The organism is Corallibacter sp., from assembly GCF_048381695.1.
In the GTDB taxonomy this organism is placed as follows: Bacteria; Bacteroidota; Bacteroidia; order Flavobacteriales; family Flavobacteriaceae; genus Corallibacter; species Corallibacter vietnamensis.
On record NZ_JBLXHI010000001.1, the window covers coordinates 404,017 to 429,633 of the forward strand.

At 29.8% G+C, this 25,617-nt stretch carries 27 protein-coding genes; 4 read left to right on the forward strand and 23 right to left on the reverse strand.

Annotation, left to right across the window (positions count from 1 at the left end):
• Positions 1-111: 111 nt before the first annotated feature.
• The 20 genes from ACN5J3_RS01945 to ACN5J3_RS02040 all read right to left on the reverse strand — a co-directional run bounded on the left by ACN5J3_RS01945 (position 112) and on the right by ACN5J3_RS02040 (position 20,582).
• Complete coding sequence (locus ACN5J3_RS01945) at positions 112-1,809, reverse strand: M1 family aminopeptidase (protein WP_418510578.1); 1,698 nt, start codon at positions 1,807-1,809, stop codon at positions 112-114.
• Between the two features lie 206 nt (positions 1,810-2,015).
• Positions 2,016-2,480 (reverse strand): hypothetical protein, encoded by a 465-nt coding sequence (locus ACN5J3_RS01950; RefSeq protein ID WP_418510580.1) that lies wholly within the window; start codon positions 2,478-2,480, stop codon positions 2,016-2,018.
• A gap of 19 nt (positions 2,481-2,499) precedes the next feature.
• Entirely contained in the window at positions 2,500-2,991 is a 492-nt protein-coding gene (locus tag ACN5J3_RS01955) for a hypothetical protein (RefSeq protein WP_418510581.1), read from the reverse strand.
• 69 nt (positions 2,992-3,060) lie between these two features.
• Positions 3,061-3,549 (reverse strand): hypothetical protein, encoded by a 489-nt coding sequence (locus ACN5J3_RS01960; RefSeq protein WP_418510583.1) that lies wholly within the window; start codon positions 3,547-3,549, stop codon positions 3,061-3,063.
• A 105-nt stretch (positions 3,550-3,654) separates the two neighbouring features.
• Entirely contained in the window at positions 3,655-4,476 is an 822-nt protein-coding gene (locus ACN5J3_RS01965) for a DUF4932 domain-containing protein (protein ID WP_418510584.1), read from the reverse strand.
• A 30-nt stretch (positions 4,477-4,506) separates the two neighbouring features.
• Positions 4,507-5,772 carry a TlpA family protein disulfide reductase gene (locus tag ACN5J3_RS01970; RefSeq protein ID WP_418510585.1) on the reverse strand — a complete coding sequence of 422 codons (1,266 nt, stop codon included), beginning with the start codon at positions 5,770-5,772 and terminating at the stop codon, positions 4,507-4,509.
• 20 nt (positions 5,773-5,792) lie between these two features.
• Entirely contained in the window at positions 5,793-7,610 is a 1,818-nt protein-coding gene (locus ACN5J3_RS01975) for a dienelactone hydrolase family protein (protein ID WP_418510586.1), read from the reverse strand.
• A 57-nt stretch (positions 7,611-7,667) separates the two neighbouring features.
• Positions 7,668-8,651, reverse strand: a complete 984-nt coding sequence (locus ACN5J3_RS01980) for an alpha/beta hydrolase (RefSeq protein WP_418510587.1) — start codon at positions 8,649-8,651, stop codon at positions 7,668-7,670.
• Positions 8,652-8,662: 11 nt separating this feature from the next.
• The gene (locus tag ACN5J3_RS01985; RefSeq protein ID WP_418510588.1) at positions 8,663-10,069 is read right to left on the reverse strand and encodes a serine hydrolase; all 1,407 of its coding nucleotides are present in this window, start codon (positions 10,067-10,069) and stop codon (positions 8,663-8,665) included.
• A 54-nt stretch (positions 10,070-10,123) separates the two neighbouring features.
• Complete coding sequence (locus ACN5J3_RS01990) at positions 10,124-11,263, reverse strand: hypothetical protein (protein WP_418510589.1); 1,140 nt, start codon at positions 11,261-11,263, stop codon at positions 10,124-10,126.
• 194 nt (positions 11,264-11,457) lie between these two features.
• A complete protein-coding gene (locus ACN5J3_RS01995) occupies positions 11,458-12,501 on the reverse strand; it encodes a helix-turn-helix transcriptional regulator (RefSeq protein ID WP_418510590.1) in 1,044 nt (347 codons plus the stop codon).
• A 154-nt stretch (positions 12,502-12,655) separates the two neighbouring features.
• Positions 12,656-13,408, reverse strand: a complete 753-nt coding sequence (locus ACN5J3_RS02000) for a DUF6371 domain-containing protein (RefSeq protein WP_418510591.1) — start codon at positions 13,406-13,408, stop codon at positions 12,656-12,658.
• A 342-nt stretch (positions 13,409-13,750) separates the two neighbouring features.
• Positions 13,751-14,992, reverse strand: a complete 1,242-nt coding sequence (locus tag ACN5J3_RS02005) for a DUF3987 domain-containing protein (RefSeq protein WP_418510592.1) — start codon at positions 14,990-14,992, stop codon at positions 13,751-13,753.
• 50 nt (positions 14,993-15,042) lie between these two features.
• The gene (locus ACN5J3_RS02010) at positions 15,043-15,570 is read right to left on the reverse strand and encodes a hypothetical protein (protein ID WP_418510593.1); all 528 of its coding nucleotides are present in this window, start codon (positions 15,568-15,570) and stop codon (positions 15,043-15,045) included.
• Between the two features lie 4 nt (positions 15,571-15,574).
• Positions 15,575-15,853 carry a helix-turn-helix domain-containing protein gene (locus ACN5J3_RS02015; protein ID WP_418510594.1) on the reverse strand — a complete coding sequence of 93 codons (279 nt, stop codon included), beginning with the start codon at positions 15,851-15,853 and terminating at the stop codon, positions 15,575-15,577.
• Positions 15,854-16,013: 160 nt separating this feature from the next.
• Positions 16,014-17,000, reverse strand: a complete 987-nt coding sequence (locus tag ACN5J3_RS02020; protein WP_418510595.1) for a hypothetical protein — start codon at positions 16,998-17,000, stop codon at positions 16,014-16,016.
• 10 nt (positions 17,001-17,010) lie between these two features.
• Positions 17,011-18,090: a tyrosine-type recombinase/integrase gene (locus ACN5J3_RS02025; RefSeq protein ID WP_418510596.1), complete on the reverse strand. Its 1,080-nt coding sequence runs from the start codon at positions 18,088-18,090 to the stop codon at positions 17,011-17,013.
• A 209-nt stretch (positions 18,091-18,299) separates the two neighbouring features.
• Entirely contained in the window at positions 18,300-18,758 is a 459-nt protein-coding gene (locus tag ACN5J3_RS02030) for a hypothetical protein (RefSeq protein ID WP_344727490.1), read from the reverse strand.
• Positions 18,748-19,956: an ABC transporter permease gene (locus tag ACN5J3_RS02035; RefSeq protein WP_418510597.1), complete on the reverse strand. Its 1,209-nt coding sequence runs from the start codon at positions 19,954-19,956 to the stop codon at positions 18,748-18,750. The genes ACN5J3_RS02030 and ACN5J3_RS02035 overlap by 11 nt, the downstream gene beginning before the upstream one ends.
• On the reverse strand, positions 19,953-20,582 hold the full coding sequence (locus ACN5J3_RS02040) for an ABC transporter ATP-binding protein (protein ID WP_418510598.1): 630 nt from the start codon (positions 20,580-20,582) through the stop codon (positions 19,953-19,955). The genes ACN5J3_RS02035 and ACN5J3_RS02040 overlap by 4 nt, the downstream gene beginning before the upstream one ends.
• A 323-nt stretch (positions 20,583-20,905) precedes the next feature.
• Between ACN5J3_RS02040 and ACN5J3_RS02045 the strand changes: the two genes are divergently transcribed.
• The 4 genes from ACN5J3_RS02045 to ACN5J3_RS02060 all read left to right on the forward strand — a co-directional run bounded on the left by ACN5J3_RS02045 (position 20,906) and on the right by ACN5J3_RS02060 (position 24,224).
• A complete protein-coding gene (locus tag ACN5J3_RS02045) occupies positions 20,906-21,061 on the forward strand; it encodes a MerC domain-containing protein (protein WP_418510599.1) in 156 nt (51 codons plus the stop codon).
• Between the two features lie 410 nt (positions 21,062-21,471).
• Positions 21,472-22,062, forward strand: a complete 591-nt coding sequence (locus ACN5J3_RS02050) for a HupE/UreJ family protein (protein ID WP_417290689.1) — start codon at positions 21,472-21,474, stop codon at positions 22,060-22,062.
• A 98-nt stretch (positions 22,063-22,160) separates the two neighbouring features.
• The gene (locus ACN5J3_RS02055; protein ID WP_344727500.1) at positions 22,161-22,592 is read left to right on the forward strand and encodes a dCMP deaminase family protein; all 432 of its coding nucleotides are present in this window, start codon (positions 22,161-22,163) and stop codon (positions 22,590-22,592) included.
• 42 nt (positions 22,593-22,634) lie between these two features.
• Positions 22,635-24,224 (forward strand): S41 family peptidase, encoded by a 1,590-nt coding sequence (locus ACN5J3_RS02060; protein WP_418510600.1) that lies wholly within the window; start codon positions 22,635-22,637, stop codon positions 24,222-24,224.
• Here the strand turns inward: ACN5J3_RS02060 and ACN5J3_RS02065 are convergent.
• From ACN5J3_RS02065 to ACN5J3_RS02075, 3 genes are read right to left on the reverse strand one after another with little or no spacing between them, the layout of a single operon-like run.
• Complete coding sequence (locus ACN5J3_RS02065; protein WP_418510601.1) at positions 24,221-24,823, reverse strand: FAD-dependent oxidoreductase; 603 nt, start codon at positions 24,821-24,823, stop codon at positions 24,221-24,223. The two genes, ACN5J3_RS02060 and ACN5J3_RS02065, sit on opposite strands and share 4 nt — an antisense overlap.
• On the reverse strand, positions 24,823-25,026 hold the full coding sequence (locus ACN5J3_RS02070) for a hypothetical protein (RefSeq protein WP_417290686.1): 204 nt from the start codon (positions 25,024-25,026) through the stop codon (positions 24,823-24,825). The genes ACN5J3_RS02065 and ACN5J3_RS02070 overlap by 1 nt, the downstream gene beginning before the upstream one ends.
• 3 nt (positions 25,027-25,029) lie before the next feature.
• The gene (locus tag ACN5J3_RS02075; protein ID WP_418510602.1) at positions 25,030-25,611 is read right to left on the reverse strand and encodes a MarC family protein; all 582 of its coding nucleotides are present in this window, start codon (positions 25,609-25,611) and stop codon (positions 25,030-25,032) included.
• Positions 25,612-25,617: the final 6 nt, after the last annotated feature.

Sequence of the window (25,617 nt, forward strand, 5' to 3'; positions counted from 1 at the left end):
AAAAAATATAAAGTTCTTAACTTTTGCTTCCTTTTTTAAAAAGGTCTCCTTTGTGCTTAATAGTAATCTTGTTCTTTTCATATCTAAATTTATAATCTTGCTTTTAAATGCTTAATAAAATTCTTTTAAGTCTTTAATAATTTCAATTTCCTGGACTTTTCCTTTAGGTAAATATGTTATTTCTACTGTTTTGTTGGCATGCTCAACCTCTAGAGTTATAGCATCAGAAATAGAGTTTGAAAAACTTTTAATAGCTATTAATTTTTGTCCATTTCGTAAGCCATTTTTATAAGCTTCGCTACCTTTTTTAACACCTATAATAGTTTGATTTTTTGCACTTTCAATAAAATCAAAGCCATAATCTAAAGAGGTAACTTTTGTCTTTTTATAAGATTTTACTAACGGAGATTCTAAAGCAAATACTTCTCCTTTTTGAATGTAAGTGTTTAGTAATGCAGAAATATCTATTTGTAAAAATTGGTTAGCAAAGTTGCTCATTGAATCAAAATCTAAATTGCCATTAATACTTTTATTAGATTGTATTAATGCTCGCATATAATCGGTTAATGTGTATTTTGAGTTAGATTTATTTCTTATAAAACCATCTAAATAAAACGCAAAAGAAGCACCTTTTGTGTAGGCTATTTTATCTAAAGCGTTACTAAAAGTGAAGTTTTTTGAGAAATAATTTAAATCTACTTGTGCGTATGGAGACGTTCTGTACTTAATGTAATTTTGGTTTATAAGTTCTATAACTTTTTCTTTAGGAAGAATTCCTGATTTACCATTAATTATAATAGAATAGTATTCGCAAAACCCTTCTACAAACCAGCGCATGGATTCCCATTTAGGATGATTACTAACAAAATTCCCTCCAATCCAAGTATGCGTAAACTCATGCGTAAATGCTTTTGTAAAAATTAAGGGAAGTTGTTCTTTTGTAAAATTTCCAGACATATAAACGGCAAACGAATTAGTCATGTTTCTACCTCCAATTTTACCACAATCAGCACCCTTTTGGGTTAAACTTATAACGTAGTCTTTCTTTTTATCAAACTGTTTCCAAAGTTTTAGATTAGTCATAGCTACCTTTTTTAACAATGCAATTACGTCGTTATTTTGAAACTTATATTTACCGTAAACAAAGGTGTGAAAGTTTATACCTTGCACTCTAAATGTTGTCTTTTTGTAATCGCCTCCAAAAAATAACATTTGCCCTATTTTGCCTGAGGTTATATTAAGAGCGGATTGTTGAAGTTCTCTATGCTTTTTATTAATTACTCCTAAATCATTGGCTATTTGCCAATGGTTTGGGAAATTTTCCCATTTAATATTTACATCATATAGACTTTTTAAATTGTTCTTTGCATCTGGAAGTATTAAGCTTTTATCTGAATAAAAGTGAAAAAAATTATCATTTAAAATTGGCAAAAAATAGTCATTACCATTACATGGTAAAAAATCTTCATTACCATTATTGACACTAATAGTGTAAGATATTTCAATAGTTTCTGCTGTACCTATATAATCATAATTGCTTAATGACTTTTTTATAAGTCTTCCAGTTGACTTAAGTGTGATATTTTGAGCAATAGATAGTGTGTCAAGTGTATTATTATCAAAATTAGTAGGTATAACAAATCTAGTCGTATCATTAACTTGTTTTCGTGAGTATAAAAATGTAATATCTATTTTATTTTCAACTTCATTAAGTGCTATTTTATAATTTAGAGAGTTATTTTGACTATTAACAATTGAAGCAAAAAGCAGAAATGAAATAAAAACTATAAACTGTTTATTAAAAGCCATGATTTAATGATGATATAAATTAGATTGATGAAAGCTTCAAACATAAGCCTTAAATTTAGTTTTAACGACCTAATAATTTCAAATACAACTATTAGAACCTAATTTTGACAGAAATTAACGGTTTGAATATTGCTTTTATGGTTTCAGAACACCTTCCTGATAACTGTTCACACAACATAAGCTATAAGCTTTGCTGGCAAGTATTTTTATTTATTTTTCATTTGTTCTAACCACTCTTCAGTCCAATCTTTTAAATGTTTATCAGATTCGTAACTAGCTACAGGTTTCTGTTTTTGATCTAATGATCTGCTGCCACTACATTGGCTAGCATAATAATATATTTGGTTGTCAAATAGTACTGGAGTTAAGTATAGTAAAAAGTCCGTCTTGTATTTTGGGTAAAAACTACAGCTACTTCTAAATCCTTGCCGAAGTGAGAAAACACCAATTATTTTCTTATTTTCTACTTTCCCTTTTAATACTTCTTTAATTTCAATTTCATAAAGGTCTTCTTGAATAATTATAATTTTACCAATTAGCACAATTTCATTTTTATCAAAACTAATTGAGTCTATTTCAGATATTTGATATTCAGGACAATCACATGCAAATAAATCTGTGCAAAACCCTAAAGCCAAAGCTGTTATCATTACGAGTTTAAGTGGTTTCATTTGAGTGTTTATTAATTTACTATTTATTCATTTCTTCCTCAAAGTCAGAAAGTTTTATTTTAGATTTTTTTCTTGAATAATTCCCATAAGCTTTCTCATTTTCAATATCCACTTTTAAATAATCTGTGGAGCAACTAAAAAATTCATAGCCCTTGGGTTCTTCATTTTTTAATTTATGGTAACCTATTTGCTTGGGAGCAATTAAGTAATAATCGCCAATTTTGAAATGAGAAATATATGGTCGACACTCTTGACCGTTATCTCCCCAAATTTTTATTGTGTCTTTAGTTTTTTCTCCCATATACTTCTTTTTTATTTCAACTTTCATTGAATAAGGTGTTTTCCCTTCGTCTAGATAGTCAACATAAGAAACAACTTTTATTAGAGCTACAAAGCTTCTTGAATTATACACTACACTGAAAGAACAATCATCAGGGCATATACACTCACAAGAATTAGCTGAGTCTGTCGTAAGGAATAAGAGAGCAACTATATAAATTGATTTTATCATTGTGTTTTTTATAATGTTTGCCAACAAGACTATATACTTTAAGCATTAAAAAATTAAAATTTTAATCAATTAAACTTGGAGTTTACTCCAATCTAACATATAAGGGTACAATTGAGTTATTGTTAAGTTTGGATGAAGACTTCGTAACTTAAGTAATTCTTGATTAAATGCTTTAAACTTAAAAAAACCTCTTTTTTCTACATTTAATGCTTCCCTTTCACGAATAATAAACTTTGCGTTTTCTTTAGTATAGGTTTCTTTTACCCAAGTACAAAATACTGCATGCGTCATATATTCGTTAAAAACTTCAATTGGGTTTTTGTAAGTCAAACGATCTTTTTTAGCCCAAACAGTATCATTCTTAAAAATTTCATCTATCTCTTTTCTGAATTTTGAAGAAGTAGGATTTACATAATTATGGTCAATTTCGGTAAAAACAATTCCAGATATTAGTCCAGACTTTTGTTTTTGGTTTAATTTGGTTTGAGTGTCGTATCGCTCTGATCCACAAACAAACATTAAACACTCTCTGTAAATTTCCTTTGTATCGAAGTTCACTATTTTGGCATAATTTTGTGTGCTATGAGAGTTCCTAATTAATGGCGAAAAAACCACTCTGTAGGTATTATATTCTCTTACTGGAAACTCTTTCTCCAACCAATTCTACATATTCTTAATTGGTAAAAGATCTTTCATTTTATTTATCGAATTATTATAATATGGTTTGTTTTCTCTATAAAATTTCTGGAAGTTACTTTTATCAGAAAAATCTTGAACCAAAGGCAATAGTTCTGAAAATAAATTGGTAAAACTGTGCCAATCATCACCCATAACATAATAATAAACATTATTATGAATTATCTTGCTATCATTAAATGTATACATATAACTATTCTCCCGAAAACTATAATATTTAGAGAAATATTCATCTCCTGAAAAATTCAATTTTTTAAAAATAGGATGGTCTAAAAATGGACTGAAATAATCCTTAACCTTTTGGTAGTATTTTGTGTCCAATGCTAAATCACTTGCCCTTTGACCACTTGGGGATAATGCCCAAATAATATTGGCTAGTTCATATACTTCAGGGATTTCAAACGTAGCTATGTCTTTATTTTCATTAACATACAAATTTGAAAAATTATTGGTTACTGAATTAAACCTAAACTTTATTTTGGCATCACCTTTAGGTGTTTTTACTTGTACCCAAGTATATTTAGTAAATGGGTAATTATCTGCTACGATTTTTAAACTGTCTTCACCTATGTAAGCTGTTAGCACTAATCCTTTTTGAGTATTCGTTCCTGGGCTTATAGATTTTCCTATACGTAAAACATCAGAAAATAATTTTGGATGGTTAGACCATTTATAATACACCGTATCTGTTTCAGAATAAAAAACGTTGTCAATGGTTTCCTCAATTGCTTGTGCTAACGTAAAGATTGGAATAAATGAAAGAAATAAAGTAATGATTGCGTTTTTCATAAAATTGATTTTTTAGATATAAATGGCAGATTATTTTTTGTTGATATATTCAAGTATGTTTTCTGATTTTAAATCAATCATTACAATTTTTCTATTAGGAGCAATTAATACATATGTTGGATATGCATTTATAGAAAACATTGATTTTAATTTTGGTGTCATTAAAGCCACTGGCCACTTTATATTATGCTTTTTTACATAATTTGCAACCGATGTTTTGGTATCGTGATCAAAAACTCCAACTATATTTACTTTATTGGTTTTAAATACTTCTTTAATTGTTGGTTTTTGCATAATACATCCACCACACCAGCTGCCTCCATAATCCAGCAATAAAAATTTATTATTAGCTAAAAAATCGTTAAGATTAACAGTGCTTCCGTCAATTAATTCAACATCTAGGTTTGTAACCTTGGAGCCAACTTTAGTCTTTATTCTGGTTCGCACATTGGTTTCTTCAAGTTCTAAACCACTTCCTTGAGGGTTGATATGTTTTATACCATACTTTTTTCCATACAACATAAACACTGCATTTTTATCAATAGGTTCACCTAATCGCAAAACAGCATTTAAGTCTTTGTTTGAATCTAGATGACCTTCAGTAATTACAATCCTATCACCAAAATCACTGGTATCAAACGTATATATACCATCTGTTGAGGCATCATTTAAAAGAATGGTTATAGGTTTATTATTTAAGGTTTGATGAGATAATTTAACCGACAGTCTTTGATTAGTCAACCAAAATTTAGCATCAACAATCTCTGAATTAGGATATTTAGATGCAAAACGATTTTTTAAGTTACTTGCATTATTAGAAGCAATATTACTTTTTCCTAATTTATAGTGATAAGCAGATGCTTTATGACTCTGATTTTCTAGTCCTACAATAAGTTCATCATTTTCAAAAGTGATTGGAGAACCATCGTCAGTAAAATCTAAATTTCCGTTTTTATCAATAAATATTTCGGGTGTATTAGAGTTATAATTTTTAACTATAAACGTGATTTCGTTATCAAATTCTGAAACACTGTTTCCTTTAAAAAATAAAAAACCATATACTAAATCTGTTCCTTTTAAATGTGCTGGTAAACGTTTAATAGATTTACGCTCTGTTTTGTTAACAACAGCATTACTATTTAGTTTAAATAACGGATTAAAGCTTACTAAATCGGTATTGTTGCCAAAAGGAATAACATAGTTATTTGAGATCTTAAATTTAAGGTTTTGAGCATTTAAAATATTCACGCAAAACACTAAAAATAAATTGATTAATAAAGAATAAATGGCTCTCACGGTTATAAGTTTAAAATCTATTATTCCTTTATGCTTGGAGCATTTACCCTTCCTGAATTTAAACCACGAATACTCATCGAAACAACTTTTTTATCAGTATTAAACTGAAATAGAATCTGCATATTGTCTCTTGGGTTATCACTTTCTACTAAAAATACATTTGCTTTATAGGGCCATAAAATAATGGGTTCCACCCAGTAATTAGACTCCAGATAAAGCTTACCATCCTTAAGATATACTTCTCTATATCTTTCGCTATCAACAATATATTTACCTAGATAGGGTTGTAGGTCCTGAATACGGGTATTATGATAATCTGGTATTTTGATTTTTAGTTGTTTTAAAGCATTTGAACTTTCTACGTCTCTTGGATTGTCAGCTAATGCTTTTTGATAATGCTTTGCAGCTAAATTTGAGTTATTGTTTTCTAAATATAAGTTTCCTAGCTCACGATGGATTGTATAAAAGTTGGGCATCACGCGATCTGCTAATAATAAGGTTTTAATGGCTTTATTAACTTGATTGTTATTTCTTAAAGTACTAGCGGTTTGAAACAAACTTCGCCAGTCTACCGTATTTAAGTAATCTTCTTCATAGGTCAAGGTTGAGTCGATTATGGTTTCAATATAGTCAACCCCTTTTTCAATGATTAACTGTCCTATGGAATTAGGATCTAAAGGTGCTCTTTTGCCTTTTTTAAATTGAAAACTAAAATCATGGCTTATAGGCTCATACTCTTTAAAACTATTTTTGTCCTTTAAATAGTGGTCAAAAAAGAGCCCTATATAGTTAGTCATTTCTGCATAAAACTTATAATGGGTTTCCTTTTCATCTTCAGTTAGAGTTTCGTTATTAACCATTTCATACAATAAGAATAACCCTGAAAAGTAATTATGGTTTTCAATATCGTATCTAATCAAGGCTTTGTCAGCATATTTTACATTTTCAAGAAATGTTGCTGGGTTTTGATCGGGTGACTTTAAATTTTTACCAATGAATAGTAGATTGGAAGTAAAATGTTCTGGATTGTATAATTCACTTTTTGTGAAGTCACTTAACCATCCTTGGGACATGATGGAGCCATCTAATGAAATGGTTGCGTCTACAGCTTTATTTTTTGAGGCGAATACAATATTTGACAATCCGCCTAAACTAAACCCAAAAACACCAATTTTATCACTCGGATATTTTCTTTTTGCATATTGTAATAGGAATGCTAAATCTTCAGCTTGAACTTTAACAGCGTTTAAATTTCTTTGTTGAAGTTGTGAAAATTCACCCTTTGCCATAACTGAAAGTACTACATATCCTTTACTTGCCAAATATTCACACATAATACTATTATCTATAGCAGAAGTATTCATAGGTGGAGCATAAATGATGATTGGAAAATCGCCTGTGATTTCATCAGCATTTAGAAGAGCATGGGTATTGCTATTCAGTATTTTTTTTAATTGATCTTGTTTTGTCTTGTTGTTTAAGGAATTAACAAGCGCATTGATACTAGTGTCTTTGTCTTCTATTGATGTTTTTTCAAAGTCTATTTCAGATGACGTGAAACCAATATAATCTTTATACAGTAAGTAATTAGATTTATTGCCAAGTTTCGACGGATACCAAATAGAAACTTGCATTGGCCTTCCTATTGGGTATTCTGTTCTATTGCCGTAATAATCATATTTTTGGAAGAAAGAGCGGCTATTATCGTAGGTGTGAAACACTTTATAGCCTACGGAAAACTCACCAAAAGTTAAGTGGTTAGTAATATTGCTTTGTGAATGAGCGTTAAAAGTAATTAAGACTATAGTGATGATATTGAAATAGATTTTTTTATTCATTGTTGTTCTGTTTGTTTTAATTAAGATAGCCTCATAATAAAATTGTTACAGTTGTGCTTATTGATTTTTAACCAATTGTCTTATTTGTTTAACAATTATTTCAGGTTGATCAATTTGTATGTAATGCCCACTTTTTTTAGCAATAATTAGCTTACTATTTGTAGATAGATTGAGTAAATCTTTTTGTAACGAATCTCTATGTTTTACTAACTGCCCTGAACTCCAATTTTCATCGCCTTCAGGCATACTTTTATTTCCTCCAGCAATGACTATTAACGGAATGACATCCAAAGTGTATTTCCCCTTATTTAGATACATATTTTGCATGATTTCGGCTTCATAAGTATTACTTTGTCCTTTTACGTAAGTGAAAGGGCGCTCATTATAAATCCAATTGAAGCGCGCTTTATCTTCATCAGAAAACTTTTTAAGCATATCTCCAAAGTCTCGTTTCCCTTGAAACGATTTTATTTCAGGCTTTTCAGTCAATGGTGTTTTTACCACTTCTTTTATGGGCTGGTCAGCAGTTAAACGCATGCGTTTCCATTCCATTTGTTTTGTTTCCTTGTTAAAGATTTTAAGTGTTACATCTGAATGTGTAGCATCAACCATGACTACTCCTTTTACCTCATCTTTATATTCTACAGCAAACAAATTGGCTTGAATACCGCCCAAAGAATGTCCAACAACAATGTATGGTGCTTTGTAGCCAGCTTTTTGTAAGGCCTGATAGGTATCGTATACTTGTTGGTTTAATGCTAGCCCGTGCCCATGTTCACTCCAGCCTTCTCCTGCAAAATCAACAGCAACAGCTGTTGCAAACTTGCCTACTTTTGGTAGTACAAGATTCCAATGTAATGCAATATCGCCTGCTCCATGAAAAAATACTACCGTTGGTCCTTTTTTGTCTTTGCCCTCCACTAATAAATGGATATTATATCCACCAATATCAACAAACTCTCCAGGTGCTGGATATTCTTTTGATTGAGCGTATAGTGCTACACTTCTCATAAGGAATAAAATTATTACGATGTTCTTCATTGTGATTTTATTTACTGTTTAATTTTTTTCAACACGCTTTTTGCATGGTTATTATTTGGGTTTAACGCTACTGCTTTTGTGTAAGCCTTAATGGCTTCATCTGTATTATTATTTGTTATGTAAGCTTCACCTAAACTATCATAAGCATTTGCGTTTTCTGGATATACCATGGTGAAAAAAGTAAATACATTTATCGCTTTTTTGTTCATTTGATATTGCAAATAGTTATATCCTAAATTATTAAGCTCTGTAGCTTTAATTTTATGAGCATCATCTTTATCCAATAAAGTTCTATACAGTTTTAAAGCTTCATTAAGTTTTCCTTTTACAATTAGAGCATTAAGTTTATTAATTGTTGGTGTATTAACTATTTCTTTTTCAAACCCTAAAGCAACATTCCCAAGCTTATTATACATTTTAGACATGTCTATTGGGTTTCTATTAGACAAACCTATAACAACTAAATTGTGCTCTAAAAAGATAGCTACTGTACTTGAGAACCCAGGACATAACCCTGAATGCATTACTATTTGACCTTCTTTTTCTTCTAAAGGAAGTTTAGAAGAATAGTTCCAGGTAATTAATCCACCATGAGTTCTAAAGTTCTTGTCTAATGCAAGATATTGTTGATGCAACTCCTTTGTAAGTAACGTTCCTTTTATTATTTCTTGTGAAAAGCGATATAAATCTTTAATAGAAGACATAATAGATCCCGCAGCCAACACATGCGATTTGTTTTCATGCTCGCTTTTAAGTGTTTCTCCTTCCAAAAAATTATAACCAGATGCAATGTTTTTAATTACACGCCCTTCAATTTCGTGTGAGGTTTGATGCAAGCTTAAAGGTGAAAAAATTAAACTTTTCATTGCTTCTCCATAACTTTGACTGGTTACGCTTTCAATAATTAATCCCAATATACTATACCCAACATTAGAATATTGAAACGATTCATCTGGCTGGAATGCTAAGTCGGTTTTGTTAACTACATTAATTATTTCATCTGAGCTATATGTTAAATGAGGTACATTTTCCAGATAATTATCAACGGTTCTTGTTAAACCACTTCTGTGATTTAAAATATGACTAATCTTTAGATTATTGAACTTTGAATTTAACTTAGGCAAATACTTTACAACTTTATCTTCTAATCTCAATTTGTTTTGAGATGCCAAAATATAAATAGCATACGAAGTAAACATTTTACTTACTGAAGCTATTCTAAAAGTTGTCTCATTGGTAATTTTAGTACAGTGCTCAAAATTGGAATAACCAAAAGATTTACCAAGAAGTACCTCGTTATTTTTAGCAACAAATAAACTACCGTTAAAGTTTAATGAATCTCTAAATTGTTTAGATAAGAACAATAAATCTTCCTTAATAGATTGTTTGTTTTGAGAGTTAATTGTATAACTCAACATAATGGCTAAGAATATTATGTAGTGTTTGTTTTTTATCACTTTTAGGGCTCTTTCTTATCCCTTAATCCTATTTAGGTCATCGTCATACAAAATTCTTCCAGAAATACTTCCATCTTCAGCATAATCAAATTTCATGGCTGCATATTTTGCATGAGGATGCATTAATAATTTGCCATCTTGCCCAATAAATTTCATCCATTCTATACGTTTACCATCTTTACTATATTCTCGCTTTATGTGCTGTAAAACATTGTTTTGCAAGTCGAGTATTTTTTCTTCAATTAAATTATTATACGAGTCATAAGTGTTTAAAATTCTTGCTACTCCAGTGGGCATTGCTTTGGGCTTACCAATTACATCAAAACCTCTAAGTTCAACTTTATTGCCACGTGCATCGTATAAATGTTCGCCAATAGCAAATTCTGGAGCATTACCTTCTGACGGTTTTAAGTCTTCGTCAAAAACCATCCATCGGGAAAAATTACCTTCTTGATCATAAACTATTCTGTCCATTGCTGCATTCATGGTGTTGTTCATGTATTCTCCATTTTCATCAATATGGTGAATAAAGTCCAGCAAATCATCATTCCCATATTCAAGCTTTACTGTATAGAATGTAAAATCTGGACGAATTGGTTGTGATTCGCTCTTCAAGTTGAATCGTTTTTCTAGCACATTGCCATTTCCTAAATGTGTCCATTGGTAGGTGTGAATATTCCATGCATTTTCTGATGGATTATTATCCTTATCATAAAATTTTACAGCAGTTCGTTTTCCGTTTCTATCTAAATCAAAAACAGCTTTGTACATTTTACCATGTGTTTCTATTTTTTTATCTAAACGATTGTAGAAGTATCTTATTTCTTGATTGTTCTTGTATTCGATTGTCATTTTTGGAGAAAACCATATAAAGCTATCCCAATTGTCATTATTGTTAATTATATAATCGCCCAATCTATGTGACACCTCAATTAGTCTATCTTGACCATCATATACAAACTTATAATGGGTTTCGTTTTTTGAAGTTTGTCCATCAATCATGTGTATTCCTCGAATATCTGAATACGGGCTTTCCCTAAATACTAAATGCCTATAATATTCTGTTTTTTGAGCACAAACCTCAATACTTATCAGGAATATTAACAATATGAAACAACTTGTTTTAGAATTTTTGTGTTTTCCTTTTAGATTCATTGTAAACGTAATTTATGTATTCTTTAGTGAATTGCGGTGTACTAATAGCAGTGCTTAACAACGCTAATTTATAAACATGAATCAAAACTATGTTGAATAAAGATGTTGCACGACCGAATATGTGCAAATACAAGAATTAGAACCTAGTTTAACAGAAATTAACAGGTTTTATACTGAATAATAGTATAGGGTTTTTAATCTTTGGTTTGAAGTTGTCTAAATTCTGAAGGAGTCATACCAACATTTTTTTTAAAAACAGTATTGAATACTGATTTACTATTGAACCCAGATTCATAGATTATAGACAAAATGGTTAAATCGTTATTGCTGTTCAATAGTAATTTTTTTGCCTCCTCAATTCTAAAGGAATTAATGTAATCATAAAAATTACCTTTATGATATTCTTTTATTAGTAAGGAAGTATTTCTAGCAGACAATCCAATCTCTTCTGCTAACCTAGCCACTTTTAGATCAGACTCTTTGTGTAGTTCTTTCTTTACAATAACATGACATAGGTTATCGTAATTTTCTTTTGTTATTAAATCATTATTGTTTGGATTAGGAGTCTTTTTTAATAATAAATCATTGTAGAACAATTCAGGGTTTTTAAATAATGTAAAGAGTGTTATGTTTGATAATACTATAAGAAAACCTAGTCCAAAAATCTCTAAAGATTGGGCTATTGAATAGTTTTTAAAACAGACAGCACTAACTGTGGATGATAAAAATAGAAACCATACAATGATAAATAATAGTATGAAATGCTTTACCCATTTAAAAGATTTTTTAAAGTGTACATCAGCCCTCTCGTTTTTTAGTAACAAATAGTAAGCAGCCAAACTATAACTAATTACTTGAACAAAATAGAGATAAGTGAATTTCTCAATTATGTTAGCTAAATCAGTAATAAAGCTTTGATTGTGAAATACATTAATTTGTAATATTAATATTGAATTTAATAAAAGGAATATAACAAAGGGAAAAAAATGAATTGCTTGCTTTGTTTTGAATATCATGCCAGTTGTTACTTGTTTTGAAAAGAAATAAATGAACGGCGCATAAAAGAAAAGAAATGAATAGAAAAAAATAGCAGTATTTCTCCAAAGCAATGGCAGATTTACTTCTAAATTGAAAATTAAATTACTGATTAGTGTTAAGCCTTTTCCTAAAAGAAAGAATGATAATATAAGAAATGATTTGTCAAGTCTTTTTCTGTACTTCCATATGACGAAAGTCACGAATAAAAAATTAAAAGCGGCAATTGCAAATAGGAATACATTCATACAGCAATAATGAATTTATCGTTTTTTCTGATACTAAATTGGAATTTTCGTTTCAAAGATAAACTAATGTGGAGTTTTTCTATTAATTAATTTGATGATTATAATAATCTTAAGAATTATTAGTCATTGTGAAACGACTAATTAAATCTTCCAAATCAAAATTATACAACCCCTCTTTTTTTAAAGTATTATCTTTCTTTCCTTCCGTTAAATCCCAAATGTTAGCATCTATTCCTAAATTTTTAAAAACAGTAAGCTTTTTGTTTGCTATGGAAACTGCGTTTTCACTCATGTCTGGAACTATTATAGTTTTCCTTCCTTTTAGCACATGAATTTTACTTTCAGTAAGACCATTTATTCCTCCATAAGCCAACCAAAGGTACTCTGTAAAATGCATTGCGCAAACTATCGCCGTTTTTTCACTTTCAACAAGTATAACAGCTTTGTCCTTGCAGTTGTTCAATAGATGTTCTCCATAGAGGCAACTATAGTAACCGTCAGAATTTTTATAAGGTGCATTAAATTTATTTGTTCGCTTTCCATTTAGTTTGTAATAAGATATTTTAGCTTTTTGTACTCGGTTTTCTTTATTGATATTCCAAAACACCGTTCCCATGTCCTTTGTTGTTCCTATGTAATACATTTTCTTTACAAGGTTTGTGACTGTATTACCAAATGTATTACGTAAGTATAATAGCAAATTATTCTCATTTAAGCTATTGCATGACTTTTCAACTTCCGTAAAATCAATGTATCTCTGTTTAGTATTTACTTTGTAAGACATTGTATTACTATTTTGTACTACATTGTCATACGGTTGTATTACATTTTTGTCATACAATATTTCAAGAGTTTTCTCCATGTTCTTTGTTATATCATTATATACATAATAATTTCCTTGTTTATCTGTATACCTTGTTTTCGGAAGAGTCACCTTGCCACATGAGTGACAATATCCATAATTATCAGGTAATTCCCTATAGTTGACAAACTTGCCATCCTTGTTATGTCTCTTACAACATGGAGTGATTATGTGTCTATTACGCTTGTTGTGAAACGTAAATTTATGTACGACTTTTTGTAACATTCTTTAACTTTTTTTAATGCAACTTGCAACCTGTAACCAAAAAGGTGGATGTTATAATTGATTGATATAAATAACATTACAAGGGTTTTTGTAAAAGTTGTAAGTTGCATGTTGTTTTTATAATTCCTTCCATTTTCTTGAAATGGAACCTTTGTTGTATCCAGTAATAGCAACCACATCTTTTTGTTTAGCATTATTTTTTTTCGCCATTTTGATTATATCTTCAATTTTTGGCTCTGAAGAATTAGCGTTTTTGTAATACTCATCTATTGCGATCTTAAAATTTAAAAAATAAAATTCATTAAGCTCTATTGCTAATTCTACATTTTCAATAGTCAAAGGTTGATTCCTAAAATTAGATTCGGATGAATGAAACATCATAAAAACATTTATGCATAGTTTATGTATTGATATTTGCATTTTTGACATGTATTCTTCGAATATTGGTTCAGCTTTATCTTTCCTTTCAATTAAGTTTTGGACATAATCAAATAACATGTTATGGGCTTCATCAGTTATTTGAATTTCGAATGATTTTATCTCTTCATCAGGTTTTTCTGCTTGGATTTTATAGTTAAGGATGTTAACTATAGATGATGAATAACTATCAAGTGTTTCTATGCCTACAAAACCTTTTTGAAGCTTATTATTATTTGTGATTTTTACACAAAATAAAAGTCTGTCTATAAACCCACTTTCCAAGTTGCCATTTGCAATAAGTTTTGGAATAAACTGATGTTGTAATCCTCCAACAAGAGTAGGGCAGGATTGATTTATGCGAAAACTATCTGTTGTTTTTCTTGAAACATCAATACAGCCATTAGTGTAACCTTCTAATAAGAAATTTCTCCATGCGACACCATCTCTACTATTGCTATTTCCCATGTTGTTTATTAACCCATATATTTCATCAATACAAATTCCAATAGAACTAGGATTGTCATAATGAATTTTGTTAGCTGCTTCTATAGAGGCATTTTGTACCAAAATCTGTTTTCTATTTGGTTTTTCATCTTCATTATATGAAACTTCCAGTTCTCTAGTGAAGTCTTTGTAATTGTTGTCATCAATAATTTTCAAAGGCTTTGTTGCTGTTTTAATAGCTTCTGTTTTGGCATCCCCTCTGCTACCTATTATTGTGTAATAGAGATTACCATAATTCTGATAACCTAATGCTTTTATGTGAAATGTTGTTCCTGTAGCTGTCCCTATTGTAAAAAGGATTGAACTTAATAGGTATTCTTTTGGAATCCTTTTAAAATTATAACTACTTTCAATAAGCCCCCTGTATTCTTCAGGGAGCTTATTAATGATAGCATGAAGTTTGTCATGCGCTTTATCTTTGTCAGTCTTTGTCAAATCATTTAGATTTGATTCTATGGTTTCTATACTGTCATACATCATTTGAGCTATTTTATGAAGAGATTTTTATTATTATTTTCGTCATATCTGATAGCGTACATGAAGTTTCTTAAAACTTCATAATCGAAACCGTCCATATTATAGGCGTCTGAAAAATGAAATTCATCTCCATGCCATTTCCCTTCTAAACGAAATTTTAACTCATCCCTAATTTTGTAAAATTCGGTAAGGATTTTTTTGTTGAATCTTGGGTGTTTATGCATTTCATTTATTAAGTTTAAATGTTGTTCATAAAATTCATAAATCTCATTTATGCTACTGTCAATTCTTTTATCATATATCCAGAATATTAACTCTGTAAACTCAAAAGACTGTAAGAGGTTATCTTCTAATAGAACAGGTTTTATTTGACTGTCCTTATTGATGGGTATATCATCAATAGGAGTATTGTTATAGAACTCTTCAAGGGCTATTCTAGTCATTTGTGAAAATGATAAGTTTTTTAAAATCGCCAAAATTTCTAAGTCGTCCTTTAATGTTTGGGATATTCTTGCGTTTATTACTGTACTTTTCATATTGCTACCTTTTTCTAGTTAGAGAGTATTTTGATGCTTCACGTAATAACTCTTCATTTGAAGATTGACGATTACGTAACATCCAATCATCTAATTCTTCTTTTTTGAAATAGATAGTCTTTCCTTCAGGTTTGTAGTATGGTATTTTGTTTTTAGAAGTATGTTTATACATAGTGTTTTCTGATAAACCCATATAAGTACAAGCCTCCTTTAATGTTAAACTCTTTTTTTGATATAAAAGAGTTGCTTCAATTCTTTCTAGAACTTCTTTAATGTGTTCCATTTTTTTTGTTTTTTAAAATTTATAAAATGGATTAGCGCTATTCCTTTTTTGTTAACGGCAACAAATTTAATCTGGAAAGAAAGTAGTGGTATTCATACTATGAATGGATTATGAATACCATGTTCATAGTATGAATGAATTTTAACATTTTTAGTGGTATTTATTTTATTTTTTCTATGAAATCATTTATCAAAAGTTCATAATTATAAGTTACATTTTTTTTGCTGTGAGATAAATTTGACTGCTTTAGGTATTTGTCATCACAACTTATAAACTTTTTAGATTTTTCAATATTAGTTAGAGAAAGATTTTGAAATATTGATTTATTAAGCTTAAAAAGTAAATATGAGGCATCAGTTGTGTTGCAATAGAATTTTATAGTTTCAGAATGAGAATTAGTGTCTTCAAAAAATACTTTTTCGAAAGCTTCTTGGCTTACAACATCTTTATTTATAAAGTGTTCAGTAAAAAAAGGGTAGTGGTTTTTAAACTTTTCTTTATATTTTGCTTTAATTTTAAAATTTAATGAGGCAGTTATTTCTTGCTCTAGTGAGTTGTTTTTAGTTAAGGTTTTTTTCTGAAAAGGGAGTATGTATTCGGATATTTGTAATAAATCACTTTTTTTTATGCATTCTTCTAACGGCTTTTCTTTATAGGTGCCATCCCAAAGTTTTTTATATAAATCAGAGTTTTCAAGTAATGGTTTATACTCATCTGTATTAAACAAGTCAAATCTATTTAATTCATAAATCTTTCGGTAAATTGCATTATTATTATGGCAAATTCTTCCGACTTCGTTGTAAGCATTTGCTGTTGCAATTTTTTCTATAAAATCTAGAAATGTAGTATTAGGGTTTCTAATTTCATGATATTTCGGTTTTAAACTTCTAGGGATAATATTTAAAAATTTTTCAGCTCTTAATGGAATTTTAGGATGATAAAATTCATCAAATAAAGGTTTAAAATCAGGTAGCTCTTTTTGTATTTCAAGTTTAACACTGTAAAGTGAATTTAAAGAATTATTAAAAGCGTAATATTCGTCAAAATCATTTAAGCTTTGTTCAATTAAATCCTTTTTAAAATATCTTAATGCAATTAATAATTGCTTATTGTAAGTTGTCTTATAGAGCTGTATATCTTTATCCATTATATAAAATCTAGAAGTTTATGTCTGGTAAGTTGTCTATAGCTTCATCTTTAAGGCTATCTATGTAGTTTAGGTACTTTATAGTATTTCTGGTGTTAGTATGTCCTAAAGCATCAGCAACTGTTTTTAAATTTGCTCCATAAATAAGCAACTGAGTAGCAAAAGTATGCCTAGCACAATAAAATGTTATATGCTTGTCAATTTTAGCTCGTTTTACCCAGTTTTTAAGGCATTTATTTACACCGTTATCTGAAATACTTTGACCTCTATCATTCAAAAGAAGAAATACATAATCCTCTTTTTCTTTTCTTTCTCCAAGTAGATTAATTAGTTTGTCTTTAAGTTTGATTTCTACTTTTTGTGAAGTTTTCTCTCTTTTGGTTATGAGCCTATTATCTTTTATTTGCTTCCATTTTAAAATTTTAATTTCTGCATATCCAAGTCCAGTATAACAAGCAAATAAAAAAGCTGTTTTAATGTTTTCGTTTCCACATTCAGTATTAGCTAATGTTTTTAATTCATCTGTAGATAAAACTTGCTTTTTCAACTCTTCAGAATTGTTCTTCTTTTGAAATTTGATGTTTCGAGCAGGATTATCTTTTATTAAGCCTTTAAGTTCAGCATCTTTCAATATTTTCTTAAACCTTGTAAAATAGTTATGAGGTGTTTCCCCATTAAGTTTGGCAGAATCATTTAAATAGTCTTTATAGCCATTCATGATTGATGGTGTTACTTCAGATAATTTTAAACGATCATTCTTTATGTATTCGTTAAACTTCTTTAAAGTCGCTTCAATCATCCTTAAGTCCTTTTTATTGTAATTGTCAATAAAGGATTTTGCAAAATCATTGAAGTTAATATTCCTTAAATGTTTTGGGACATAGGTAGTGTTTTCAGAAATTAGTTCTAACTCACGGTTAGAACGAATAAGATTGGCAATGTTCTTTTTTTCAGCTTTTACATCTTTACTATCATTTTTAAAGACTACAATATCTAAAAACTCGTATTCTCTGTCTCCATGATGATAAATATCTAAATAGTATTTTATTGCTCCTTTAGCGAGTTTTCGCTCCCTTAATTTTACACTCATAAATCAGTAACAAATTAGTAACAAAAATATGCAAATAAAGGTGGATTAAAAGCAAATAGAGTATTTTGTAAAAACGCTTAAATGCACGTTATAGTTGCGTTTCTTTGGTATTTGTTTACTTTTTGTTTTTCTTAAAAATTCCCACCTTGAGTACGTATTAAGCCTGATAAACAGATGTTTAGCAGGCTTTTTTGTTACTTGTTTTTTACCTAAAAGTCTTCGTTGGGTATCGTTTTCATGATTTTACAGTTTTTTAGAATGTAGTTGAAGTGTTCTACATCATCAGCATTAAGCTCTAAAGTTCCTGTAACCATGATAAAATCATCGGTATTATGTGTTTGTTTTTTAGAAAATTGTAATTCTATAGCTGTTTCAGGTCCGCCTACTCCACAAAAAAAGCAAGATGCCATTGGGTTTTTTGATAGGATATAGGTGTTTTCTTCTGGGGAAACATCAAGAAAATATCCAACAATAGTTATTTCTTTACCGTGTAATTCTTTTACTTCTGGGCTGAAATTTGGATATAAAAAAGTGTCTTCAAAAGCAGGAAAATATTTTTCAGAAAATTTTACGTTTGATAAATCCTTCCAAGTGACTTCTTTTTGGCTAAAACATGTGAAGATGTTGCATGTTATTATTGCTATTATAAGTACTAAATTATTTTTCATTGCTTAATATTTTTGAAATGTTCATTTTTATTATCGGGAGTATTGATAATGAAATTGCCACAATAATCATTATAAAAACCCATAAGCTTGTTTCTAATATATCTGTATATGATATGCTTTGTACAATATTTTGTTTGTATTGATTTTCTATCATGTTGTATACTATGATTAAACCGGATTGTGATATAAGTATCCCTAAAATTGTGGCAAGGAATCCAATTGTAAATCCTTCGTAAGCCACAATTTTAATTAACTGAAAATTGCTAGCTCCATAGGTTCTTAATAGCGCTAAATCAAAAGCACGTTCTTTTACCATTTTAAATAGGCTAATAAATATAGTAATACATGAAATAACTAAAATGATATAAGCTATCCAAGAAACGATTTTTACACCAATTCCTGTAAATTGAAATAAGCGTTGTATCTCATATTTAGGCAAAGCGGCTTGAAAATCTGTTTTTTCGTTAATCTGTCTAGGAATTGTTAAAAGTCCCATTGGGCTTTTAAAAGAAATAAGTAATGATGTTACCTCTTTGTTTTCATCTTCATGATGTTCATGAGCTTCTCCGGCTTCATGCGCTTCATGATCATGAGCATCCCAAATACTTTCTAAATTTGTTACTATAAGTCTGTCTATAACTTTTTGTGTTGGTTTATAAATACCTACAACGGTTAGTGGTTCAGTGTGCACATCCATTGTGTTGTCTTTAAAACCATGAGAGCTTAAAAAGGTATCTCCTATTTTAAGACCAAGTTGTTGTGCAACGGTATGGCCTAAAATAACTTCCCTAGGTTTTTTTATTGGCTTTCCTTCTTCAAGTTCAGCTTCATAAAAATTCGCAAATAATTCTGTTGTTCCTACAATTCTATACCCTTTGTAATTGTCACCATATGATATAGGAACTGCTGTTTTAATTAATGGGTTTTTACCTATTTTTTTTGCTTCTTTATAAGAGATATTGCCAGTAGGATTATCTATATGCATAATAGAAGCTAATACTAATTGTAATGGACTTCCTTTGGCGCCAATAACTAAATCAATATTACCTAAACTATTATCAAATTGTTGTTTTACTGAAGCGTCTAATTGCTTTATGCCTAAAAGTAATCCGATACTAATTGCTAAAGAAAGAATACTTAAAAACGTATATAGTGGTTTGTGAAATAGATTTTTTATGCTGATTTTCCAAATATTCATAACTCAAGGATGTTTTGAAACAACGGTTTTACTCTTTGATCATGTGTAATTACTATAAGGTTGGCGTTACTTTTGCTAGCTTGGTTTAATAGTAGCTCCATAACTGTTTTACAGTTTTCATCATCTAAACTTGCTGTGGGTTCATCAGCCAAAATTAATTTCGGTTCGTGAATTACTGAAAGCGCAATGCCTAAACGTTGTAATTGACCTTCGCTTAATTCATTAATTTTTTTGGATTTACAATGTTCTATATCAAGTTGCTGAAGTAAGTTTGATATCGTAGAATCGTCAGCTTTTTTATTACAAAATAGTAAGCGTGTTTTAATGTTTTCAATAACATTTAATGATTTTACAGCATAATTTTTTTGAAAAACTAAACCAATATTCCTACCAATAAATAAATCTAGTTGTTTTCTGCTTAATGTTTTTAGGCAAACATCACCAATTGTTATTTTGCCGGTTTTTGGTTTTAGTAAACCAGCCATAAGATGTAATAACGTTGTTTTACCAATTCCAGATTTACCCAGTATTAATAACGACTCTTGATTTTTTAATGAAATATCAGGGAATTTAAGAATATTTTCTGTTGTGTTGTATTGGTATGATATGTTTTCTGTTTTAATCATACTTGATTTTTTATCTGTTTTTTTTAGATTTAATTTAGGTCTAAATGTGTTGTTAAACCTTAAATATAAAGGCTGTAATTGTTGTTTGAAGATTGTAATTTAACTCAAAATAATGGTTGTTTTTTCTAATCAATCTTTATAAAACATCATAATTCAAAACTAAACAAAAAAAACCTACAAAAGTGTTAATGATATGTTGATAAAACGCCGTTTTTCATAAGTTAATTTTAATCGCAAAATTGATAGCAGTATACTAAATACATTGCTTAATTATGACCCGAGTAAAATATTAATGATACAATGTTGCAATAATATTTAATTGAATGATATTAAAACTTAAAGCAGACAAATTAGGAATAGTTTCAAGTGGTTTATGCCTTGTGTATTGTTTGGCAATGCCTTTTTTGTTTTTAGCTAAAACATGTTCTGCTACAACTTGTTCTCATGCGCCTATGTGGTGGCAGCTTATTGATTCTTAATTGTATCATTTGTAGCTATTAAACAGGCAACAAAAAAAGTAACTAAAAATTGGCTGCGAAATGTTTTTTGGGTTACTTGGTTATTATTGTTGTTAGCTATAGTTAATGAAACATTTGAGATAGTTTTAGTGTCAGAACTTTTTGTTTATATACCTGCATTTGTAATAATTGGACTTCATTTTTATAATCACAAGTGCTGTGAATATTCAGAAAGGTGTTAGTTGATTTAAAGGGTGTTAGCATTTGCATTTATGAGTGTGTTTGTGAAAATGTTAAACCATTTTAGTGTTTGTCAAATAGTTTTTATAGCAAACTCTAATCTTTAGCATGTTGTTTTTCATGTGAAATGAAGAAGAATTCATTTTAAATTGTATTTTTGAAACTCAACCCAAACCCTACAATAAAAAACTATGCTAGAAAATTTTTGGTTTAATGTAGAGTATGGTATTTACCATGTTCTAGATATAAATGCTTACGACCACGTATTATTTTTAATTGTTTTAACAGTTCCTTACTTGTTTAAAGATTGGAAACGTGTATTGTTATTAGTGTCAACTTTCACATTAGGACATACTTTGTCGCTTATTTTGGCTGCTTACAATGTGGTCCGTGTTAATGGCATCATTGTTGAGTTTCTTATACCGGTTACAATATTGGTAGTAGCGTTGTTTAATGTGTTTACAGCAGGAAAAGGCGCTCAAAAAGAAAAAGTAGGTGTTTTATTTTTTTCAACCTTATTTTTTGGTTTGGTACACGGATTAGGCTTTGCTAGAGAGTTTCAAATTTTAGTAGGAAAATCAGATAACAAAATATTAACCCTATTAGAGTTTGCTTTAGGTATTGAAATTGCGCAAATAATTGTGGTAATTGTTGTGCTGTTTTTAGCATACATAATGCAAACAATTTTTAGGTTTTCAAAACGCGATTGGGTTATGGTAATCTCATCAATTGTAGTGGGATTGGTTATACCTATGATACTTAATAGCGACTTTATTTCTTAAAATAAGTAAAACTGTAACCTAAAGTTTTCATAAACTTCTACAATCAAGGTTGTAATTAAAATACGAAGCCTGTATCTTCGTTATAATGATTTATGCGTATGACAGATAATAAACAACTTAAGTATGATAAAGCATATTTAAGAATGGCTACAGAATGGGGAAAACTATCATATTGTAAACGAAAACAAGTAGGTGCCATTATTGTAAAAGATAGAATGATAATATCAGATGGATACAATGGTACGCCTTCTGGATTTGAAAACTTTTGCGAAGATGAAGAAGGATATACAAAGTGGTACGTTTTACATGCTGAAGCCAACGCTATTTTAAAAGTTGCAGCATCAACTCAATCTTGTAAAGGCGCTACCTTGTATATTACGTTATCACCATGCAAAGAGTGTAGTAAGTTAATTCATCAAGCTGGTATAGTAAGAGTTGTTTATAAACAAGCTTATAAAGACGACTCTGGATTACGCTTTCTAAAAAAAGCAGGCATAGAACTTACATTAATTGATGACCTTAATGCTTAACAAGTATAGGATGTTTAATTGATTATTTAAACAGAATTAATAATGAAAATTAGAAAAAAATATTTACCACTTATTTTAGGTGTTGCCATTGCAGCCGGTATTTTTATTGGGGGTAAACTTAATTTTTCTGATGATTCTGATCGATTATTCTCATCAAATAGTAAAAAAGACAAGCTTAATAGACTTATAGATTATATAGACTATGAGTATGTTGATGATGTTAATACAGATAGTATTGTAGATGTTACTGTAAACGGGATTTTAGAAAATCTAGATCCTCACTCTGTGTACATACCTAAAGAGGATATGCAGCGTGTTACAGAAAACATGAAAGGAGATTTTGTAGGTATTGGCGTAAGTTTTTATACCTATAATGATACCATTACGGTAATACGAGCTGTTCATGGAGGTCCAAGTGAAAAAGCAGGTATTGTTGGTGGAGATCGTATAATCATGGCAGATAATGAACCTGTTTTTGGTAAAGACATCACCAATGACGAAATAATAAAAAAGCTTAAAGGTCCTATAAACTCAAATGTAAAACTAAAAGTATTTAGAAAAGGCGAATCAGAACTGTTAGATTTTACCGTAAAAAGAGATCATATACCAATAAAAAGTATTGATGCTGCCTATATGTTAAGTAATACGCTTGGTTATATCAAAATAAACAGGTTTGCAGAGTCTACTTATAAGGAATTTAAAACAGCACTAAAAAGCCTTCAAAAAATAGGGGCAACAGAACTTGTTTTAGACTTAAGAGGTAATCCTGGAGGTTTTTTAACAATTGCCGAAAGTATTGTTGATGAGTTTTTAGAAGAAGATAAACTTATTCTTTTTACAAAAAATAAACGCGGTAATATAAAGAAGAGTTTTGCCACCAAAAAAGGTGATTTTGAAAAAGGCAAAGTTTATGTTTTAATTGATGAAAATTCAGCATCTGCCAGCGAAATTGTGGCAGGTGCTTTACAAGACAATGACAAAGGGACTATAGTTGGTCGCCGTTCTTATGGAAAAGGATTGGTACAGCGTGAAATGGAATTAGGAGATGGTAGTGCTGTAAGATTAACAGTATCTCGCTATTACACACCAACAGGTCGCTCTATACAACGCTCTTATGAACATGGTAACAAAGATTACTATGATGATTATTTTGAACGATTAGAACGAGGAGAATTGCTTGATCCTGAAAAAATTCAAGTAGCAGATTCATTAAAATTTACAACGCCAAAAGGAAAAGTTGTATATGGCGGCGGCGGAATTATACCTGATGTATTTGTTCCTCTAGATACAAGCATGCAAAATGAAACCCTAACATTTCTGCAAAGGCGCGGATTCATTAGTTATTTTGTGTTTGAAGAATTAGATAAAAATAGAGAAGCTTATCAAAATTTAACAAGAGAAAACTTTATTTCTGATTATGAGGTTGATGACGAAATGGTAATTGCTTTTCAAGATTATTTAAACTTTAAAACTAAAGCAAATATCACTTTTGTAGCTTATAATGATGAAGTGAAACTATATATAAAAGCTACATTAGCAAATCAATTATTTGGTAGTGGCGCTTTTGAAGAAGTTATAAATCAAGATGATATTATGATTGATGAAGTTCTAGAGCTTAATTCAGCTGATTAAATCTTATCATGAACCTTGGTGTGCTTTCCGTTATTCCAAAGCGTTAAAATATCTGTGCCAACTTGAGATCCGCTACCAGCCGCAATTGCAAATTGACTACGCCAACCTGCCAAAGTACCGGCAACATACATGCCTTTAGTTACTAAATGATCTTCGTTTTTTAACCAAATTCTATCCTTTTCAATAGCTGCTCTTGGGTGAGGACCAACATAATTTTCAAGACCTTTTATGGTTAATAAGTTTGTGTAACCAACAGCAATAACCACTAATTTTGTTGTGTATGTATTTTTGTTTGTTACAACGGTGTAGCCAGTATCACTTTGGGTTATTTGAGAGACTTTTTCTTTTTCAATTTGTTCAACATGAGGATATAAATCAGCCAATTGCTGTTTGCCATCATTTAAAATAGAAAGTCCAGTTGTACCAGGATTAAGCCCTAAAACATTATTAAATAATGCCGTGTTTAAGTGTGAAGTTTTTTGATGAGTAATTATTCCAATGCGTTTATCTTTTGCAAAATCTTTGTCTTTTGCAGAGCCTAAAATTAATGCGCAAGATAAACCTGCAGCGCCACCACCAATAATTAATACATCAAACATTATTTTTTTCTTTTATCTAGTTTTTCAATTTTTTTTGAAACCCTTAATATTTGTAATAACAAAATAGCACATAATGATGCAAAAATTGTTATTAATGCAATTACGCTTTCACCTTCTAGTAACGCGTCATAATTTAAATTTGTTAGGTTGTAAATAATTAAAATACACGCAACAACTGTAAGTAATGGAATGGCTATTTTCATAAACTAAATGAATAATGCTTTTATGTTATGAGCAAAAAGTTTTACTGCAATGGCTAGTAGAATAACTCCAAAAACTTTTCTAATTATATTAATCCCGTTAGGACCAATTAAACGCTCTATTCTTGAAGATGTTTTTAATACAATAAAGATAATTAAAACATTTAATATTACAGCAACAATAATGTTCTCTATTCTAAATTCGGCACGTAATGATAACAGCGTGGTTAAACTTCCTGGTCCAGCAATCAAAGGGAACGCTAAAGGGAATACAGAAGCTGTCATAGCTGCATTTTCATCATCTTTATATAATGTTATGCCTAGTATCATTTCTAAAGCAATAAAAAATAAAATAAAAGAACCAGCAACAGCAAAACTATTTACGCCAACACCAATTAGTGACAAAATATTCTGACCTAAAAACAAAAAAACAATCATTATTACACCAGCAACAAGAGATGCTTTTTCGCTTTGTATATGACCAGCTTTTTTTCTTAAGTCAATAACAATTGGTATATTTCCAATAATATCTATTACAGCAAATAAAACCATAAAGGCTGTAAATATTTCTTTAAAATTGAGTTGCATAATATT

Coding starts and splice junctions, on each gene's coding strand:
- ACN5J3_RS02070 (WP_417290686.1), bottom strand. CDS start 25,026: ATGAAAATAGCCATTCCATTACTTACAGTTGTTGCGTGTATTTTAATT.
- ACN5J3_RS02035 (WP_418510597.1), bottom strand. CDS start 19,956: ATGAATATTTGGAAAATCAGCATAAAAAATCTATTTCACAAACCACTA.
- ACN5J3_RS02040 (WP_418510598.1), bottom strand. CDS start 20,582: ATGATTAAAACAGAAAACATATCATACCAATACAACACAACAGAAAAT.
- ACN5J3_RS01975 (WP_418510586.1), bottom strand. CDS start 7,610: ATGAATAAAAAAATCTATTTCAATATCATCACTATAGTCTTAATTACT.
- ACN5J3_RS01980 (WP_418510587.1), bottom strand. CDS start 8,651: ATGAAGAACATCGTAATAATTTTATTCCTTATGAGAAGTGTAGCACTA.
- ACN5J3_RS01950 (WP_418510580.1), bottom strand. CDS start 2,480: ATGAAACCACTTAAACTCGTAATGATAACAGCTTTGGCTTTAGGGTTT.
- ACN5J3_RS01945 (WP_418510578.1), bottom strand. CDS start 1,809: ATGGCTTTTAATAAACAGTTTATAGTTTTTATTTCATTTCTGCTTTTT.
- ACN5J3_RS01985 (WP_418510588.1), bottom strand. CDS start 10,069: ATGTTGAGTTATACAATTAACTCTCAAAACAAACAATCTATTAAGGAA.
- ACN5J3_RS02050 (WP_417290689.1), top strand. CDS start 21,472: ATGCTAGAAAATTTTTGGTTTAATGTAGAGTATGGTATTTACCATGTT.
- ACN5J3_RS02010 (WP_418510593.1), bottom strand. CDS start 15,570: ATGAAAAGTACAGTAATAAACGCAAGAATATCCCAAACATTAAAGGAC.
- ACN5J3_RS02065 (WP_418510601.1), bottom strand. CDS start 24,823: ATGTTTGATGTATTAATTATTGGTGGTGGCGCTGCAGGTTTATCTTGC.
- ACN5J3_RS02055 (WP_344727500.1), top strand. CDS start 22,161: ATGACAGATAATAAACAACTTAAGTATGATAAAGCATATTTAAGAATG.
- ACN5J3_RS01955 (WP_418510581.1), bottom strand. CDS start 2,991: ATGATAAAATCAATTTATATAGTTGCTCTCTTATTCCTTACGACAGAC.
- ACN5J3_RS02075 (WP_418510602.1), bottom strand. CDS start 25,611: ATGCAACTCAATTTTAAAGAAATATTTACAGCCTTTATGGTTTTATTT.
- ACN5J3_RS01990 (WP_418510589.1), bottom strand. CDS start 11,263: ATGAATCTAAAAGGAAAACACAAAAATTCTAAAACAAGTTGTTTCATA.
- ACN5J3_RS02015 (WP_418510594.1), bottom strand. CDS start 15,853: ATGGAACACATTAAAGAAGTTCTAGAAAGAATTGAAGCAACTCTTTTA.
- ACN5J3_RS02025 (WP_418510596.1), bottom strand. CDS start 18,090: ATGAGTGTAAAATTAAGGGAGCGAAAACTCGCTAAAGGAGCAATAAAA.
- ACN5J3_RS02045 (WP_418510599.1), top strand. CDS start 20,906: ATGATATTAAAACTTAAAGCAGACAAATTAGGAATAGTTTCAAGTGGT.
- ACN5J3_RS02020 (WP_418510595.1), bottom strand. CDS start 17,000: ATGGATAAAGATATACAGCTCTATAAGACAACTTACAATAAGCAATTA.
- ACN5J3_RS02000 (WP_418510591.1), bottom strand. CDS start 13,408: ATGGAGAAAACTCTTGAAATATTGTATGACAAAAATGTAATACAACCG.
- ACN5J3_RS01965 (WP_418510584.1), bottom strand. CDS start 4,476: ATGAAAAACGCAATCATTACTTTATTTCTTTCATTTATTCCAATCTTT.
- ACN5J3_RS02060 (WP_418510600.1), top strand. CDS start 22,635: ATGAAAATTAGAAAAAAATATTTACCACTTATTTTAGGTGTTGCCATT.
- ACN5J3_RS02030 (WP_344727490.1), bottom strand. CDS start 18,758: ATGAAAAATAATTTAGTACTTATAATAGCAATAATAACATGCAACATC.